This window comes from Phosphitispora fastidiosa, assembly GCF_019008365.1.
GTDB lineage: Bacteria > Bacillota > Thermincolia > Thermincolales > UBA2595 > Phosphitispora > Phosphitispora fastidiosa.
Genome location: NZ_JAHHUL010000007.1, coordinates 1 through 19152 on the forward strand (window position 1 = coordinate 1; position 19152 = coordinate 19152).

Annotated in this window: 7 protein-coding genes and 1 tRNA gene; 6 read left to right on the plus strand and 2 right to left on the minus strand. The window is 47.6% G+C overall.

Annotated elements, in window-relative coordinates; genetic code table 11:
• Positions 1-305: 305 nt before the first annotated feature.
• The gene (locus Ga0451573_RS08280; protein ID WP_231683423.1) at positions 306-2750 is read left to right on the plus strand and encodes a cyclic nucleotide-binding domain-containing protein; all 2445 of its coding nucleotides are present in this window, start codon (positions 306-308) and stop codon (positions 2748-2750) included.
• A 21-nt stretch (positions 2751-2771) separates the two neighbouring features.
• On the opposite strand, the gene Ga0451573_RS08285 is transcribed toward Ga0451573_RS08280, so the two are convergent.
• Positions 2772-4457 carry a methyl-accepting chemotaxis protein gene (locus Ga0451573_RS08285; RefSeq protein WP_231683532.1) on the minus strand — a complete coding sequence of 562 codons (1686 nt, stop codon included), beginning with the start codon at positions 4455-4457 and terminating at the stop codon, positions 2772-2774.
• A gap of 309 nt (positions 4458-4766) precedes the next feature.
• Between Ga0451573_RS08285 and Ga0451573_RS08290 the strand changes: the two genes are divergently transcribed.
• Together Ga0451573_RS08290 and Ga0451573_RS08295 are read left to right on the plus strand one after the other, a co-directional pair.
• Positions 4767-13736 carry an Ig-like domain-containing protein gene (locus Ga0451573_RS08290; RefSeq protein ID WP_231683424.1) on the plus strand — a complete coding sequence of 2990 codons (8970 nt, stop codon included), beginning with the start codon at positions 4767-4769 and terminating at the stop codon, positions 13734-13736.
• Between the two features lie 278 nt (positions 13737-14014).
• The gene (locus Ga0451573_RS08295; protein ID WP_231683425.1) at positions 14015-15370 is read left to right on the plus strand and encodes an FAD-dependent oxidoreductase; all 1356 of its coding nucleotides are present in this window, start codon (positions 14015-14017) and stop codon (positions 15368-15370) included.
• Positions 15371-15523: 153 nt separating this feature from the next.
• Here the strand turns inward: Ga0451573_RS08295 and Ga0451573_RS08300 are convergent.
• A tRNA-Leu gene (locus tag Ga0451573_RS08300) sits at positions 15524-15606 on the minus strand.
• A 247-nt stretch (positions 15607-15853) separates the two neighbouring features.
• Here Ga0451573_RS08300 and Ga0451573_RS08305 point away from each other — a divergent pair.
• The 3 genes from Ga0451573_RS08305 (at position 15854) to Ga0451573_RS08315 (ending at position 19031) form a co-directional block, all read left to right on the plus strand.
• Positions 15854-16642: a hypothetical protein gene (locus Ga0451573_RS08305; RefSeq protein ID WP_331459399.1), complete on the plus strand. Its 789-nt coding sequence runs from the start codon at positions 15854-15856 to the stop codon at positions 16640-16642.
• Positions 16643-16858: 216 nt separating this feature from the next.
• On the plus strand, positions 16859-17461 hold the full coding sequence (locus tag Ga0451573_RS08310) for an RNA polymerase sigma factor (RefSeq protein WP_231683426.1): 603 nt from the start codon (positions 16859-16861) through the stop codon (positions 17459-17461).
• A gap of 4 nt (positions 17462-17465) precedes the next feature.
• On the plus strand, positions 17466-19031 hold the full coding sequence (locus Ga0451573_RS08315) for a DUF4349 domain-containing protein (protein ID WP_231683427.1): 1566 nt from the start codon (positions 17466-17468) through the stop codon (positions 19029-19031).
• The last annotated feature ends 121 nt before the right edge of the window (positions 19032-19152 follow it).

The following is a 19152-nucleotide window of genomic DNA, read 5'->3' on the forward strand; positions in this document are numbered from 1 at the left end:
TTGGGGCAAAGAGAAAGAACATATGTTCGGTAGAAGGAAATAAATTTTTAGAATTTCAACTATTGGAAAATTACGACTGGTGTTTACCGCCGGTTTACCCACAAATGAAGAGTTGATGATTGCTTCTGAGACGCTGCGGGTGGCAGCTCTTGCATGACCCTTGAACTGCCGCTATCAACATTTTGCCCTAATTGTGATTGGCAAGAAGAAAATCATCTGATATAGTTATAGAACAAGAAATCTTTTCTATTATAGTGGAAACAGGCAGCGTGTTAGGCAGCGTGTTTTTCGACTGGGAGGGTGCTATGGATCAGAGCAAGGAACACTACTTATCTTCTGTAAAACTATTATCTGAACTAAATACTCAGGAAATAAAGGAATTGGCGGCTAATTTTCAATGGGTGTCATATCAACCCGGCGCTGAGATTATTGAATATGGCCAAACCAGGCATTCCTTTTATGTGATTGCAGAGGGAAGTGTCGATTATCTGATGCCCCGAAAAGGGAAGGGATTCGTTTTGGTGGGTTCCCTTGCGGAAGGCGATGTTTTTGGTGAGATATCCCTCTTTACCGGGGAACCGGGCCCCTACTTGGTTCGGGCCACTGCACAATGCCGGCTGTTGGTTTTGGATGCCCGGCATTTTGCTTTTATGCTGGTGCGTTGGCCGATATTATACCAAAAGTTTATAGAAAAGTTAACAAACCGTTTAAGTCGGGCACATTTCGATTTATTGGAAGCCGAACACAAAGAATTTCTCCGTTCCGGACTGCAGCTAAATCAGTTTGAACACAAGTTTTATGGCCTCTGGGGCACTCCACGGACAACACGGGAAATAGAAAACAAGATAAATGAATTAAGTTTACATAAAGATCACCTACTGCTGATAGGCGAGCGGGGTACCGGCAGGCAGATGTTTGCCTGGCATCTGCATAACCGCCAGTTTGTCAAAGATGCCCCGTTTATAGTTGTTGATGCCCGTCAGTTTGACCGGCAGTGGGGTGACCTGATGTTTGAAACCCATGGACCTGATCGGGGGCAGGCTGGGTTCAGAGGCAGCGGCCTGCTTGACCTGGCCGAAGGGGGCACCTTGTTTATCCGGGACATTAACATGATATCACCCAGAGCCCAGCTGCGACTGGCGGAAGCCATGGCAGCAGGAGAGGTTAATTGCCGGATTATCGGTAACCTCAAAGACAAACCCGAACAGCTGGGACAGCGGTTAATATCCCAGCTGCTGGAACAATTTACTCACACATACGCCCTTACACCATTACGGACCAGGAAAAGAGATATCCCGGTTATTGCTATGGGCATTCTGGAGAAAATGGCCGGGCAGCATAACCGTAACACCCCGGTTCTCAGCCCGGAAGCAGTTAAATTGCTATTGTCCCACCATTATCAGCAAGGCAATGTGACGGAACTAATTCAAATTATTGAACGGGCCTTTTTTCTGGTTGAGGATGATCATATTACCCTGGAACATGTACTTATCGGACCCGCGGCAGAAGAGACAGGCTGGAGCATTAACCTGATGAAGTGGCCGTGGGTGGCTTGGCTGGTGCGCCGCGGGATTTTTCCAGGCTGGGTGCAGTATGTGTCCACTGTTATCTTTGTCTTCATTGTTGCCCTGCTTTTCGCGGCGCCGGATACCAAGACTGCGGGAGTGCTGTTTGTGTTGGTCTGGGGGCTTTGGTGGCCGGCCCTGACAATCATTTCTCCTGCCCTTGGCCGTGTGTGGTGCAGTATTTGCCCCTTTTCCTGCATTATGGAAATGTTTCAGAAATTAGTACATAAGAACAGTCCGGTCCCTGATTTTTTGAAAAAGTATGATTACCTGCTAATTACCATTGGCTTTCTCATGATTTTTTGGGTGGAAGCCATTACCGGTATGAGGAGCAGTCCTCTCTATACAGCTCTTTGGCTGCTTGTTGTCACGGCGGCAGCCGGCGCTATTGGCATGCTGTACACCCGTCATTCCTGGTGCCGCCACTTATGTCCCCTGGGAGGATTTGTGGGAGTAGCTTCTGTCGGCGGGATGCTGGAAGTACGCTCAGAGGCAAATGTCTGCCTGAATAAATGTACGACCTTTGAGTGTTATCATGGTACAGCCGCAGTGTCTGGATGCCCTCTCTCCATGCATGCTCCTTATGTTGATAATAATATTGATTGTAAATTATGCCTCCACTGTGTCCGCAACTGCCCAAATGATGCTGTTCAGCTTAAATTACGGGTGCCGGCCAGGGAGATTTGGCATTTGGTCCGGGTTAATCAGGGTTTTGCCATATTCATCGCAGTAGCCTTGCTAATGCTTATTCCTATTCATTACTTTGAACCCCTGCGCCAGTCCTGGCCGCTGGCCAAATGGCGGCTTTGGTTTTCGGCAGCCTTTTGGGGCACGGCCGTCGTCGCGGGAATAAGTGCATGGCTAATCGCCCAGCCCTTTAGAAGCAAACCGGCCTCCATGCGTATCAAACTGGTATTTGCCTTTATTCCCCTGGTGTTATCAGGATATGTAATGTATCAGCTGCATTTTATTCCCGGTGTCGGTAATATCAGCTTTGGGGTGCAGTACGCGGCTGCGGGCCTGACTGAGCTGCAGCATTTCGTTCCGGCGCTTAAGGTCGGTCAGCTTATTGCTGCGATATGTGGCGCAGCGATTTCCGCGCTTACAGTTATCATGGTCCTGGTGTCTCATTTCAGGAAACCGGTTCGTACCGGAGATACGAAAAATCAGTCATCAAACCTGTAACAATATCCATATGGAAACATGCTATAATTTAATTGATTCAAGGCTTTCCTGAAGTTCATTTACTAACTGACTCAGGGTATCTGCGATATCTGCAAACCTTCTTATCAGCTCAGTTTGTGCCTCCACATCGTTACTGATGGCAGCTGTTCCTTCAACAAGCTGTTCACTGTAATCAAGGATTTCTTTGGTAAGTTTGGCGAGACTTTGCATTTCGGTGACGATGGTTTTCAGTGATTTACCTGACAGGCGGGCAACATTTATCCCTTCCAGGATAACGCTCCGGTGGCCTTCCAAGGTGACAGATGCCCTTTTGGCATAGTCTCTGACGGTACTGAACAATTCAGAAACATCCCTGGTGGTGAGTGCAGCGTCCTCAGCGTTACTTTGGACATCCAGAGCAAGAGCAGCCATTTCATTTCCCTCTGTGCAGAACTGGGATGCATCCTTGACAATTTTCTTTGCCATCAGCCCCGCCTGTTCGGCAAGTATACTGACAACCTGGATAAACTGCCCGACTTTATCGACTTGGTCTTCAAGGTCTTTAACAACCTTATGGGCTACAGACATGGCCTCTTTACTCTCTTCCATGTTTTTCAGGAACTTGTTGGAAGATGCCTCCGCATTGGTAAGCTCCTCAGAAACAACCCTTGATGTTTCACCAACACTTTCTATACTCTCCTCCATTTTCTCCATAGTCCCTGATACCAAGACCATACCTGATGTAACTTTTTCAGCAGACCCCGATACGTTTTCTGTGCTCTCCAGCAATTCTTTTGTATAGTTATCAATAAACCTCGCTGAATAACTTGTTTTTTTGGCCAGATCCCGCAGTTTAATAATCATGTTACTTAAGGACCTGCTAAGGTTTCCGACCTCGTCCGGGCTGTCTAGGGGCAGGTTGCTCAGACTGAAGTCTCCTTGGGCTATCCGGTTAACTTCTTCCGCCAGTCTGTTAACCCTGTTGGATATCCGGTATGAAATGTAGACCGCCAGCAGAATTAAAACCAATATCAGGAATATGGCCTCAAAAATCATGCGGTTTATAACAGCCGCAACCTTTTTATTCGTTTCTTGAATTGAAAAACCTATACGGAACGCTCCCCAATGGCGTCCATTTACAAACACGGGAGCTGAGATATCCCACATAATCTCGCCTGTATCCCTCCTGTATTCCTGGAACTTGTATGGCTCTTTGTTCTGTGCGGCGGCAATCCCAACATCATCATCAAAAATACGCTTTGTACGGTCAAAATTCAGTCCGCCGACAGCTTTTGAGTATTTTAAGTTATGAGTGGGAAGATACCCGTTGACATCAACGGCAACAGCAAATACAACAACCTTATCTTTCAAATATGAATCTTCAATAACCCTTAAATTTTCATCGGTATATGAATCATAACTGGTATGGTATTTGGTAGGGCTGGTTCCGGGAATTAGCATATAATTGGTATCAAACACCTGCTCTTCGGTAAGCGTGCCGTTTTTAATTGCATCTTCAAGAATCTTTTCGGTGGCGACAGCCCCTGTCTGGGCTAGTATTATCCCACGCTCTGTCAAAGCATTGCGCAAAGCTTCACTCTGATTTCGGAATTCATAAGTCATAAACAACGCAAATAACGGTACCATTACGGTAATGAGTATAATGCTGTTTTTAAACCCGATTGAACTAAACCTTGTAGTCACCGCAATCACTCTCTCATATAGCATCTTTGACACAGAAAAACCAGTTTAAACAAAGTGATTCTTTGTGAAAGTCTGTTTTCCTTCTTCATAAAATAATAAATTTACTTTTAATTCCAAAATATTATCCAATATAATACTAAGATGAACATGAAATCGAAAAGTAAGCTATTCATCTAAAAACTGCAAGGGGCAGGAAAATTAATAAAAGTGTCGAAAAAGCAATAATAACAGGTAACCACAGAGGGAAATGTCGATATCCTGAGTTGCGGTTTCCTTATTTACGGTAATTATGGTTTTGGTGTCTCATTCCAGCACTTGAAGGGGAGCGGTAGGATGTGGAGATATAAAAGAATTGCAGGTTTAATTTTGGCTTTATTCATTGTGTTTACAGGTTTGGAGCTTGCGCTTGTGACAAGCGGTGGGGAAACCAATGCCTATGCGGCGGAAAATGTACCTTTGGCATTAAAGTATGATGACTTTTCTGCCACTGCGGGTACACTTCAGTTTAACGGTACATCCACCCTCACTTATGAAGAAACTCCTTTTGGCCCAAATCCGGACAGCACGGTTGTCCGCCTGACCTCTGATTACAGCCAGGGGGGCAGTTTCTTTAGCAAAAGACAGCTCCACTTTGAAGATGACATGTCCTTCAGTACATATTTTAAATTTATGATTACAAGCGAGTTGGGTGATATGGCGGCACCTGGTGAAGGCTTTACCTTTACCCTTCAGACTGCCGGCAGTGATGCCCTTGTCAACCACGGTCCCTCAATGGGTACATTGGGTATCGCGCCTAGTGTCAGTGTTGAATTTGATACCAGGACCCAGGATGACCCCAGTGAGGGTACACTACAGCATAGTGCAGTGTTTGTTAACGGAAATTATGATACACCATCGGCTGTGGCGGATTTGCCTTATGAGATAAACAATCTCCAGGTTTTTGAACCCAATTATGTATGGATTGAGTATTACGGGACAGCCCAGACCCTGGAGATGCGGATAAGTAATGTTGACAGCAGGCCGCCAGACCCGACCCTGACGGCAGTTAACCTTGATTTGGGAGCGGTTTTTACCACTGCCGGGGGTGATGCCATAAGAGATATCTATGCGGGATTCACTGCCAATACCAGCGCCGATGCCAAAGAGGCACATTATATATCGCAGTGGTATTTCAAGAACGACCCCATACCAATAGATATATATAATGCAACCTATATAGATGCATCTTCGGTTTCCCTTGGGGCGGAACCGGCAGCAGGGGAGGCTCTCAGTACCATAAATGCTGCTGTGTATAAAAAGGATTTCGTTACCCCGGTTGCCGGTGTACCTGTCGAATTTTCCACTTCTTTTGGTTCCCTGGATTCTGCTTCAGTAATCACCGATGTATATGGAACGGTGACGGCCGTGCTCAGTTCAGATACCTCCGGTACCGCTGTCGTCAGGGCTGTGGCCCAAGGCGGGGCGCTTAACACAACTACGGTGGAGCTATATAATCCCGCAGGCGATACCTCTGCCGATTATTCATGGCTGACCGGGGACCGGCTGCTTAAAGACAACACTAACCTTGATAATGTGACCGGGGACCTGACCCTTCCCCTGGAAGGCCCCAATGGAAGCGCTATAAGCTGGGAATCCAGCGCTCCTGGCATAGTGGACATAGCAGGGTCACCGGGAATGGTGACCAGGCCTGATTATACTGCCGGAGACCGGACGGTAACACTTACGGCAGCCATATCAAAAGGGGATGTGTCAGTTACAAAGGTTTTCTCTGTTGTGGTCAAGGCCGCCTCCCAGACTGATGAGGAGTCACTGGCCAGGGATATGGATTGGCTTACCGTTTCCCGGACACTTGGTGACAATGTTTCACAGTACGCCGTGGTCAGTTCCCTGTCACTGCCGCCCACGGCTCCCAACGGGTCTATGGTAACATGGGAGTCCGATATGCCTGAAGTAATCAGCAGCAGCGGTGATGTTGTCAGGCCGGCACAGGGGGAGGCCCACCGGTCTGTAACCCTGACTGCTGTTTTAACCAAAGGAGGCCTTCAGGATACCAGGGAATTTCCTTACACTGTTCTTGCGGAAACGGATACTGTCTCTCCGGAGACCGTAAGCACCACACCGGAAAATAACAGCACTGATGTTATTTACAGCACCCGTCAGATTACGGTAAATTTCAGTGAAGCTATAGAAAAAGGGGCAGCCTGGGATGAGATAAAAACCGGATACCTGGAGATGGTAAGGGCCGGTAGCAATTCTTTGGTCCAGCAGTTTACTGAGGTTGACAGTTTGATCAGGATTGACGACGATAAGCTTATCCTGACCCTGACCGGTGATATGAAATCACTTATATACTACAGGTTGTTTATCCCCGCAAATGCTGTTCAGGATGCCTCCGGAAATAACCTGTCAGATGATTTCACCTTAAATTATAAAGTTGAACAAGTGCCCACAGGAACCCTGTATATCGCCGGTTCCGCTCCGGCAGACCGGGAGATAAATGTTTCTGCCGGAATCACGGAAATATCCGTAAATTACAGTGACAGCCTCGAAGGCCTTACCCAGGGTATCACCTTTGAGGAGATACTGCTTTACACAGGCTCAGGTGACGAGGTTCCCATCTCCCGCGGCTTAACCGGAAACACGGTAATCCTTACCCTTGGTCCCGGAGCCGGACTTGAGCCTGGACAGGCTTATGAAGTCCTGTTACCGTCAGGAGCGGTACAGGATAGGTTTAAGCGAAAAAGCAGTTCAGATACGGTACAATTTAAGACCAGAGGGGAAGAAATTCCGCCCGAAATAACCGGCATATACCCTGCTGACAATGCAGACGGCATCAATATTTACCAGTCTGTTGACATCCGCTTTTCCGAGCAGGTAAAAGCTGACTGCAGCCTGATAGCCCTCTTTGACGACAAAGGGGTTGGAGTCCCGGCCAGGGTATTTGTACAAGGGGACAGACAGGGGATAACCATAGACCCGGTAATGGCATTGCTTCCGGCAGCCCAATACATGGCTGCGGTGCCCGGAAATTCTGTCTGGGATTTGTCGGACAACCCTCTGGCCGCATTTGAAGTGAATTTTACCACCGGCTCAAACTTATTAGAAATGGATATTGTCAATATATCGCCAATGGAGTATGATGTCAGCCTGGATACGTCTGTAGAGATAGGGTTTTCCTCACCGGTGTCCCGGGGACCGGGATTCGGTGATATAGAAATATCCGATTCTGAGGGTAACCTGATTGCCTTCCTGGCAACCGAAGCCGGTGACAAGGCTGTTTTAGTGCCGGAGGAGAAGCTTGAAGCTTTTGAGACATATACCGTAAAAATACCGCGCGGGGCATATCAGGATCTGAGCGGCAACACCAATGATGCCCTGGAAATAAGGTTTGTCACCGCACCGGCCCTGGAAATAAGAGACACCGGATTTATAGTTAACCCTGCGGCTTATTATGCTGTAGATACCCCGGTAACCTTCAGCACAGAGGGGATTGAAGGCTCATTTAAAAGAGCGGGTCGTGCCATCACCGCTTTTGAGTGGACCTTCAGTGATGGCAGTAAACAGGGCGAAAAAACAGTCGAATATAGTTTCACAGAAATCGGTAATCAACCGGTGGTACTTAATGTTACTGATAACAAAGGGGTCACCTATGAATATACAGCGAGCCTGCCCATAGTAGAAACGGGACCTGTTACTGTTTCCATTTCGCCTGAAAGGCACACACATGTCATCAAAAGTGCTGACAGGGCAGAAAACATTATAACTTACAGTATCCGGGTGCCGCGCGAAGCGGTCCCTGTGGCGGGCAGCATGAAGGTATTCCTTTACAAAGTCTGGGCAGAGCGTTTCGGCGGGTCCAGGTATCTTCTGAAAACCTTTAATGACATCACCATTCCTGAGACCGGGATACTTGATTATGACATAAACTATGATGACCTGGGTGATGCGGGAGGAATTTATACTTATGAAGTGGTCTTTCAATATGATGAATGGGGAGAGACCAAAACAATCCGCCGGTCGTTCAGGATAGACAATTATTACAGTGCAGTACTCAGGATAGCGCTCTATGATGTGGCAACAGGGGCATATATAAACAGCACGCCTCAAATTACGGTTAAAGTAGACGGGGAGAATAAATCGTTTGACAGGGAGTGGCTTATTAACCCGACTTTGAGCGGATATTGTCTCCGGGGCGGACTGTCTGCTGAGACACATGAAGTTGAGGTGAGCTTCCCCAACTACTATACCTCCGAAAAACAGTACATATCTCTCTCGGACGGACCGAGTGATTTTACCGTTATAAAATTAGAACCCCGTAAGGATGCGGACAAGCCAAAACTGCGCTATATCAAGTCCCAGTACACGGATTCCAGCAAACCTGATATTGCGATTTTTGTCCACGCCATGCCTTATAATATAAACCTAAACTTTACGGCTGCAGGAGACTGGAACGGTTTTGAACCCGGTTACCTGGAATTACAAACCACCTCAGGGAAGAAAATTACTTCTGTTGATATGAAGGGAACCAGTGCCGGTTTAACTGTAAAATATTTTCTGTGGTATCTCGATCCGGGGGATGGTATCAAAGCACGCATGGTTTCCAAAGATGGCACCAATTCCCCCTGGGTTGATGCCAAACTGCTGGCAGTGGAAAATCCTGAAGGAGTGTACACTACTTTCACCGGCAGTGGTTATTGGGCAAATGAGGGACTCTTGGTTGATGAGCTTCTCTCAGAAAAGATCCCGGTTTTGACAGGCATCCCTCTTTTGGAAAACACCAATAACTTCGGACTCTTTTCCCGTTGGCTGGATGTATCGGGCAACCGCGGCCTATACGATGATACCTACGTATTTAGCGGAGGAACGGACATCAACCTGAAATCAGCAGGTTTTATAACAGGCGGATCGTTTGCCGGGGCAGTGGGATATACATATAATCCTGATTCCAACACATGGGAGGTTGCGCAGGGTGAAGTTAAAATAATAGTCAGCGGGGAACGTGAGTGGAGAAAGGATTATGCTATTCCGGGCATCGACAAGGTCCCGGGACTTAACAAGCTGGACATCGGCGGATATGCAAAACTAATTATGCAGGCAGATGTAGGCGGGACCTTTATAATTGTATTCGAGCCTGACGGAGAGGAATACAAAGGGATTCTCTACTTTGCACCGGATGTGGAAGTTGTCGTCGGGGCCGGAAATGACGCGGTAAATGTTGAAGGCTACGGTGGAGGAAAAATTGCGGCCCAGGTCCATATCCCCACGGGATATGTCCAGGTGGACCCTTCGGCCCGCGCCGGTATAAGGGTCAAGTTCCTGCTGTGGGAAGGAAATATTTACTCTGTTGAAGTAAAGACTTCATGGAATAACGGTAAGGAAAAAGTCCCTGTTTACTTAGGTTATGCAGTATCTGAGCCGCTTATGGAAGCAATAGATGCAGGTGATTTAAAGCTTACCCCGATGTCTCGGGATTACCTGGACAGGCCCTCAGAGTGGGTGGTAGGTGACCGTAATGAACCTCAGGTAACGGTCAGGGCAGCAGATGCAGTATCCCTGCTTTCCCTCGCGGAGCAGGGTATCGTAAAATCCAATATTTACCCGGATGCAGAAGTACAGCTGGTACAAAACGGTGATGAACTATGGCTGATATGGACTGATGATAATCCCGAACGTTCCGATATGAACCGTACCCAGGTGATGTACTCGGTAGAAAAAGACGGCAGCCGGTCAGAACCCCAATGGCTGGGTGAGGACGGGACCGCTGATTTCAGCCCTGTATCGGCAGCTACCGGGAACGGTGTCCTGATGGCCTGGCAGGATGTCAAAGAGGTAATGCCTGAAGATGCAGAGATGGATACATTTATCAGAAATATGGAAATCAGTGTTAGCGGGGATGTCTGTACAGAAGGGAATAGTGTGCAGACAGTGACTCTGACAGATGATGCCCTGTATGACCATTCACCCACCCTGGCCGCAGATGGTGACAAAGCGCTCCTGGTATGGACCAAATCCGACCCTGACGGGGCGAAAAACAGTGACAGCCTGGTTTTCTCCGGCTGGGACGGCAGTGCCTGGAGTGAGCCTGAGGAAATTGCCGGGACTCTTCCGGAAGTGATGAATTCCAGCCTCGCCTTGCACGGTAATGAGGGACTGCTTCTTTATACCCTGAACATGGCTGAAGCCGATGCGGCAGAGCAGGACCGGACAGTATATGCCAGGGTTTATGATGGGAATTCATGGGGAGATGCGGTACAGATTAGTACCGGTGGCAGCAGTGTGGACGGCGGTGAGGAGTCTGCAGCCGCCAACCCCAGGGCTGTTTATGTAAATGGAGTCTGGTTCATCACTTGGTATCAAAATGGAAGTATCATGTATAAGGAAGGAATGGACGGAGCAGCACAGACCGCGGAATTATTGTCTCACGTACAGCCTGACTATAAAATCACCTTAAATGAGGGGGGAAACCCACAGATAGCCCTGGTTTACCAACGCACCGGCGCAGGCAGTGAGCAGAACCTTAGCGCATCCTTCTATGATACTGCAAAGGGAATCTGGAGTGGTGAAGCGCCGTTAACGGAGGGAGACGGATTCATCCGTTCCTTCACCCCGCTGTTTACAGAGGACGGCAAGCTAAAGGCCGCATATACCCAGGCGGAAGTGATTACTGAAGTCATCAATGGTATTGAGTATCAAAAACCGGGTGATAAAGTGGATTTAGGCTTATTAGCCTATACTCCGGTACATGACCTGGAACTGGAGGAACAGGGTTCCGAGGAAGAGGTTATTGAGTTGTCCCCTGAAAACCCGGTGCCTGGCACAGTAGAGACGGTGACAGTTACGGTCAGAAACAACGGGGATTTTGCCGAAAACGCTGTGGTTTATCTCTATGATGGAGACCCGGAGCAGGGCGGCACCAAAATCGGGGAAGACGTTAGTTCGGAGCCTGTCCCGGCCCGCTCTTCAGCCCAACTGGAGGCAGAGTGGTTTGTGGACCCGGCTGAGAGGGATAAATATCATATTTACGTAGTTGCAGACCCTGATGATGCCGTGTCTGAATCTAACGAAACAAACAATACCGCAGGTCGTGAGATCATAACTGCTGATATTGAGGTTAGCAATATTGAATATGAGAAACTGGCCCGGGATGATTACCTGGTAACGGCAAAGGTTATCAATACCGGCGGCAGGTCATTGGAAGGCATAGAAGCCTACCTTCACCATGAGCAAGCCGCAGAGCCGCTGCAAACCGGGAGTCTGGAAGAGCTGAAACCGGGACAGGAGGCAGATGTGTCCTTCGCATTATCCTTAGCTGGTCTTGTAACTGATGAAAACGGAAGAATCAATATGTCGGTGACTGCCCTGCCTGTGGATGGAACAGAGGAGTCAGACACAGACAACAATACGTACAAGTTTACCCTGAAGCCCGCCCCCATTATGGTAGACAGTATGGATCCCGGAGCGGGTGAAACAGGGGTGGGAATACAAAAGCCGCTGACCTTCAGTTTTAATATGGAGGTGGCAGCGGGGGAGCAGTTTGGCGGGATTATACTGGAAGACGATAACCTTAATACAGTGGTCATTGAAAAAACACTTGCAGGTAATACACTGACAGTGACACCCCAAAGTTCCATGCAGTACAACACTCGTTACACGATGACAATACCCGCTCGGGCTCTGGCCAACTCCTATGGGCATACTATGGACAGCCCGTACCAGTTGAGCTTTGAGACCACTAAAACCAGCCCGGAGGCAGTTTTTGCCTATCCCGGAGACGGTATGGAAAATACACCTGAAGATACAGACATCAAGATTAAATTTAACCAGAATGTTTCCGAAGAGGTTAACTTCAGCGGGATCGCACTGTACGGACCGGGTTCTGAAAAATTGGCGGCTTCGGTATCACTTGAGGGAGAATGGCTGTATATCGATCCCGCAGGCCGCCTTGAGGCAAATAAGGTATACACGGTGCTGGTACCCGCAGGAGCGGTTAAAAATGAGAGAGGCGAAATACTGCAGGAAGATTATGTACTGGAGTTTTACACTGGGCAGAGGATTGAACGGAGCTCGGGTTCCCATGACAACGCTTCTTCCGATTACAGTATTACCCGGCAGACTGCGGCAGACGGGAGCAGTAGGGCCACTGTCCATGTTGATGCCCAGTTGGTAATGAGACTGGGAAATGTGGGTGAGACAGTAACTGTAGATGTGGCTGCTGAAGTTAAAAATGATGAAACCATAAAGATAAGCCTGGATGCAGAAGCGGTGCAACAGCTTGCGGCCCTTGGGAAGGACCTGCAGATTGTGACCGGTAAGGGTGATGTCAGGCTGCCTAAGACTCTGATTGAATCCATAGCTCAGATGGGAGAAAACCCGGGGGAAACCCCTATGGTGATTACAATTGCTATGAGGGAGGAATCAGAAAACGACAGCAGCATGGTTTCCGGCATCTTTGATATCTCCATTACTGCTGGAAATAATCCGGTGTGGGAATTTAATGATGAAGTTACTGTGACCATTCCCCTGGATATGGCTGCGGTTGGCAATCCCAAAAGGGTTATTGCCTGTGTCCTTGACGAAGCATCTGGCAGCTGGCAGCCTATGGGCGGGGTCGCCGATGCTGCGGAGGGTACTCTCGATTTTAAGACAAGGCATTTTTCCACCTTTGCCGCATTTGAAAAGGTTATCCGCTTTGCTGATGTCACCAGTGACTGGGCTAAGGAGGAAGTGGAAATCCTGGCATCCCGCCGCCTGATAAACGGTAAGACAGAGACGGCCTTTGCCCCGGAAGACAGCATTACCAGGGCAGAATTCACTGCAATTATGGTACGGTCCCTGTATATTGAGCTTTCTGGCAGCAGAGGCACTTTCAGAGATGTCCCGGAAGACGCCTGGTTCAGCGGCGCTGTGGAAACGGCATATGGTTTGGGGCTTATCGAAGGCACCGGAGAGGCGGAGTTTGAGCCCAATGCCCGGATAAGCAGGGAGCAGATGGCGGCAATAGCGTACCGGCTCTACTGCTATAAAGCCGGCCGGGAGTCTGCAGACAGTGATGGCGCAAAGCCTGCAGGCAGTGATGATGCAGAGCCTGTGGACAGCAGTGATACTACATTTGAAGGCAGCATTGCCGGTACATATAAAGACAGCCGGGATATTGCTTCCTGGGCGGAAGAAGCCGTTGAATTTGCAGCCGGTTCCGGGATAATGAAAGGCAGTGAGGGCAGGTTCTACCCGGAGCGCAGTGCCACCAGGCAGGAAGCGGCTGTGGTGCTCTACAGGCTTTTGGAGCATATGGGAGAATTTTGATAAGACTAATAAGATTGAATGAAATCCCAGGGTCTGACTAAAGCAGGCTCTGGGATTTTTGATGTTACTGCCCGGATGCCACCGAAACTTGGCAGGGGTAGTAAACAATTCTGTAACGATATATGGTTGACATTGGGAAATTAACAATTATAATTAATATATGGGCATATGCCCAAAAATGGTGCTATCTATAATTGGTTCTGAAGTTTAATAAATCAGGGGGCAAGTTCAGAGATAAGGCAAAATGTTGCTAAAGCCCCCGGTATTAAGGAGGGAAAATGAAAAAGTTTGATGTTTTGGTTATTGGGGGAGGTCCCGGAGGAATCACTGTCACCAGGAATTTAGGCAGGAGAAAAGATATCTCCGTAGGCGTTATTCGTCCTGAGGACCACAGTATGATTTATTGCGCTATACCTTACGCTATTGAAGGGCTGATAAGTATCGAAAAAACTTTTAAGAGTGACGGTTTGGTAACTGACGTGGGAGCAGAATTAATCAGAGATAAAGCGGTAAAAGTTGATTTCGACAACAAGCAGGTAGCAGTTGAAAAGGGGGGTATTTACGGCTATGACAAACTGGTGATAGCGACCGGTTCCGAACCAGCGTTTCCCAGTATACCCGGAATTTCATTAAATGGAATTTTTGCAGTAAAAACGGAAAATGACCTTAGGAGAACAATAGCATTAAAAGAAACAGGATTGAAAAAAGCGGTTGTGGTAGGAGCCGGCGCTATAGGTGTGGAATTGGCACAGGCCTTAAAAGGCGTGGGAATATCAGTAGACTTGATAGATATTGCTGACCAGATATTAGGGAGTATTGCAGATAGCGATATGACCGCTGAAGTTCAGGGGAAAATTATTGATAACGGTATTAGAATGTTTTTGAATACTCAGGTTACAGCACTAAAGGGAGACAAAACGGTCCGGGAGGTTGTTCTGAGCAGTGGAGAAGCGATTAAGTTTGCCGATAAAGAAGGCGAACCTGTTCACGGAGCAGTATTTTTCGCTATAACTATGAAGCCCGGTATTGATATCTTTAAGGAAACGGCATTAGATATCGAAAAAGGAGGAATTGTTGTCAATGGCAGGATGGAAACAAATATCCCCAATGTTTATGCTGTTGGCGACTGTGTTCAATTTGTATCCGGTATTACCGGAGCGGTAATTTCGGGTAAGCTGGCTACAAATGCTGTGCCAATGGGTAAAGTGGCAGCCAGGAATATCATGGGTATTGACAGCGAATATCAGGGATATTTTAACGGAGCGGCCACCAAAGTTTATGATTTGTTTATCGGAGGAACCGGTTTAACAGAAAAAATGGCATTACAGAGCGGTTATGATGTTGTTGCAGGTTATGGGGCAACGACAACTATTTTCCCTATATTACCCGGCGCCAAAAAAGTCAAAGTAAAGTTGGTAGCTGACCGTAAAACCCACCGCTTACTGGGGGGTCAGATACTAAGCGAAGAGCCGGTTGGCGCCAAAATTGACCTCTTGACTTTTGCCCTGCAAAAAGCGACCCTGTTGGAAGAAGTATCAATGTTAAGCTATTCCGCACAACCCTACCAATCATTCTATCCCGCCCAAAATGCAATTGTAATGGCAGCAGATGAAATTCTGGCAGCATTAAACTGAAATAATCCTCCCGGAAATATAGTCGTTTTTGTGTCAAACCATACACGACAGATGTACACGTCCCAAGCAAAAAGAGGCCTGCAGGCTGCTTTTTTAAAAAGTCCTGTCAGACCTCTTTATCTTTAATACCGCATACGGTAAACGTATCTTAGTTGGTGCCGAAGGGGGGACTCGAACCCCCATGGTTTCCCGCACGATTTTGAATCGTGTGCGTCTGCCAATTCCGCCACTTCGGCATTTAATAGAGTACAACTAAAGTTGCATAAATTATTCTATCAAAGTTAAAGTTTAAAGTCAAATGGAACTTTTCTCTTCCACATTTAAGAGCAAAATTCTAAAAATGTTAAATATTGACAGCTAACAAAATATATAATAAAATGTTATCAACGTAAAGATTCAGAAAACTCAAACATGTTTTAAAGCCCCAGGAGGCCCGGGCTCTGAAAGGCTTTTTAAATTAAAATTGAATAGGGGGGTATTTGTGTGTATAAGATGGGGAGAGTTATGCCCAAAATCATATTTGCCCTGCTGATTATGGCCGTTCTGGCTACTGCCGGATGTGGCGCACAGCAGACAAGTACTAATACTAATCCTAATCCTGCATCAGATAATACTGCTGCCGAGAGTAAAGCGGCAGAAACGGGCAACATTAAAGCAAATGTTGCCACAAGCTTCAACAAAGAGGTAGATACACCACAGATCAGCGCCAGTACTTTTGTTGACCCTATGGCTTCAGTAATCGGTAATGTTCAGCTTGGTGACAACGTATATGTCGCTCCGATGGCATCTGTACGCGGTGATGAAGGACAGCCGATTTTTGTCGGCAGTAATTCCAACATTCAGGACGGAGTGGTACTTCACGGTCTTGAAACAGAAGAAAACGGTGAACCGGTGGAAAATAACATGTATGAAGTTAACGGACAGAAATATGCCGTTTATGTAGGCAGCCACGTTTCCCTGGCACACCAGTCCCAGGTCCATGGACCTGCAGCGGTTGGTGACAACACCTTTATCGGTATGCAGGCTCTTGTATTCAAGGCCAGGGTTGGCAGCAACTGTGTTGTAGAGCCCGGCGCCCGGCTTCTAAACGGTGTTGTGGTAGCTGACGGAAGGTATGTTCCGGCAGGTATGGTTGTTACTACCCAGGAACAGGCCGATAAGCTGCCTGTTATTGATGATACTTATTCAATGAAAGACCTCAACAAGGGTGTTCTTCATGTTAATGAAGGATTGGCTGCAGGATACCTCGGGGGTTCAGCAGAATCACACTAAACCCCAAAATTGCATATTCAAACAGAGTAGAAACTCCGGTGGGACCGCATTTCCTGACCGGAGTTTTTTCTTGTTTTCCACCCTTTGCCTCTTGTATATTGAAGGTGTTTTCAGGGCTGACGGGGAATTAGTGTAACTAATTGAACCACGGACCGGAACCTTTATGGATTCGGTTTCGTCAATAGTTTAGAACCTCGGGTAGGAGGGGATGACCGGGTGAACATAAGCGATGAAGCGCTTATAGAAAAAATAAAACAAGGCAACATTGATGCTTTTGAACAACTGATTTCAAATTACGAAACTAAGGTGTATACCATAGCATATCGTTATTTTGGTAACTATAATGATGCAAGCGACATGGCTCAGGAGGCACTTATCAGAGTATACCGGTCTATCAACAGTTTTCGGGGAGAGAGTTCCTTCTCTACCTGGTTGTACAGGGTGGTGACAAATGTGTGTAAGGATGAATTGCGTCGCCGGGCAAGACATACTACGGTATCTATGGATGAGATGATTGAAAATGGCAGGGCCCCTGCAGTGGAAAACAAGTGCAGACCTATTGAGGAAATGATTCTCCGTAAAGAGCTGCAGGATGAAGTTCAGGATGTACTGAACTCCTTATCGGAGGATTACCGGACCATTGTCATAATGAGGGATATCCAGGGTTATTCCTATGAAGAAATATCTTTTTTCCTGGAATGTTCTCTGGGGACCGTTAAGTCAAGGCTCAACAGGGCACGTAATGCATTAAAGGAAAAGCTGCTGGAACGCAGGGATTTATTTACGGGGACTCATGTGGAGGCCATTGAGAGGGGGTAGGGAGATGCAGTGCAGTGAAATAAGAGAGTTGTTATCGGCATATATTGATGGTGTCCTGGATACTAATGAAAACACAGCAGTCAAAGAGCATCTCAGGACCTGCAGCGAGTGCTCCCGGGATTTGGCTGACTTACAGGAGACCATCAGGCTGCTCCGTTCCCTTGGTGACATCAGGCCTCCGGAAGGTTTTCGCCAAGAATTAAGGGGAAAACTGGAGAAAGAGCCGCTGCCTGCCGGCAGTATTAAAAATCTCTTTTGGACCCAAAAAGCCCGCCGCTGGATCGCCGGACCTGGAAAGTACCTGGCAGCTTCATTTATAATTATCGGTCTGGGGCTGAGTACGGGGATTTATAACCTCCTCCAGTCTGGAATACTGCCTAAAAGTGCGTCATATGAAATGGCTCTGGAACAAAAGACGGAATCCGGTACAGACCGGGCAGCGCTGGAATCTGTGCCTCAAAACGGTAAAGAAAAGAGCATTGCGGAAATTCCTGCCGGAGAATCAGACACGGTATCTTCTACTGCCAGGAACCCGCAGGCCGAACAGAATGAAGGGTTTATTGCAGGGGCGCCTGCAGATATAGCTCTGAGAAAAGCCCTGGCGCCTGAGGGGAAAGGCGGAGGGACCGTTGATCCTGCAGCGGACCAAACTGCCGGAAATTCTATCAATTACTCTGCTGCCAATCCGGAGACAACAGTTTTAAGGAGCAGCTATCAGGAAGGCGCTTCACAGGATAGCATTACCGACCAACCGCAGCAGCCCTTCATGAAGAGTTCAGAAATATTGATTACAGCCATGGAGACTCCGGAATCGGGAACCACAACTTCAGAGGCTTATCCTGAATCTCCTGAAGAAAGTGCAGGAAGTGTATTAATAACTCCAAATTACGATTCAGGTGCAAGTAAAAACAGCGAAAAATCTGTTAGTGTTTCCGAGGATGCGGCTTTGTCCAACAATGGCATAAAAGGAGAAATAGACCAGGAGGCCGCTAAAGATGGTTTCCTCAGTATAGAAGTCAGTAATTATAAGGAGTTTGAACCAAAGCTGACAGGGCTTGTGGACCGGTTCAACGGTTCTGTCGAAAGTTCCACCAGCCTTACAGGAGAGTTGGTTAATGCCGGATTTGTTATCAGGGTTCCGGCAAACAGCTTTAACGAAATGCTGGGCAAGATTGAAGCCCTCGGGAAGGTTGCCGGGAAGCAGGTTTCCGACAGGGATATGTCTACAGAGATTGATGAGTCCCAGTCCAGAATGGATAACCTCCGGAATGAGGAGGAGCGCCTGCTGGGGCTGGTAGATAAGGCGAACTCCCTCGATGAGGCGCTGACTCTTGAAAAGGAACTGGCACGGGTCAGGGATGAGAGTGAACTAATTCAGGGCAAGTTAAACACTCTTAATGAATCCGGCCAATTTTCCCTGATCAGGCTTGATATCAGAGAAGCAGCGCCTGCAGAGGCTGAGCCGGTTCCGGAGAAAAGCGCAGCCGGGTGGCTTCTCCCGATAGCGCTGATTATTGCCGGGATTGGCGGTGTAATTTACTATTTCCGTATCAGGAGAGCTGAACCATAGGCTTGCGAAAGGCCGATAATTGGAAGGTTTCAGACGGGTAAATTGTGGATTTTGCGGTAAATATTATGGCGGGGCGCTGCCGGGAAATTTCCGGTGCAAGTACCCCGCCATAATATTATGC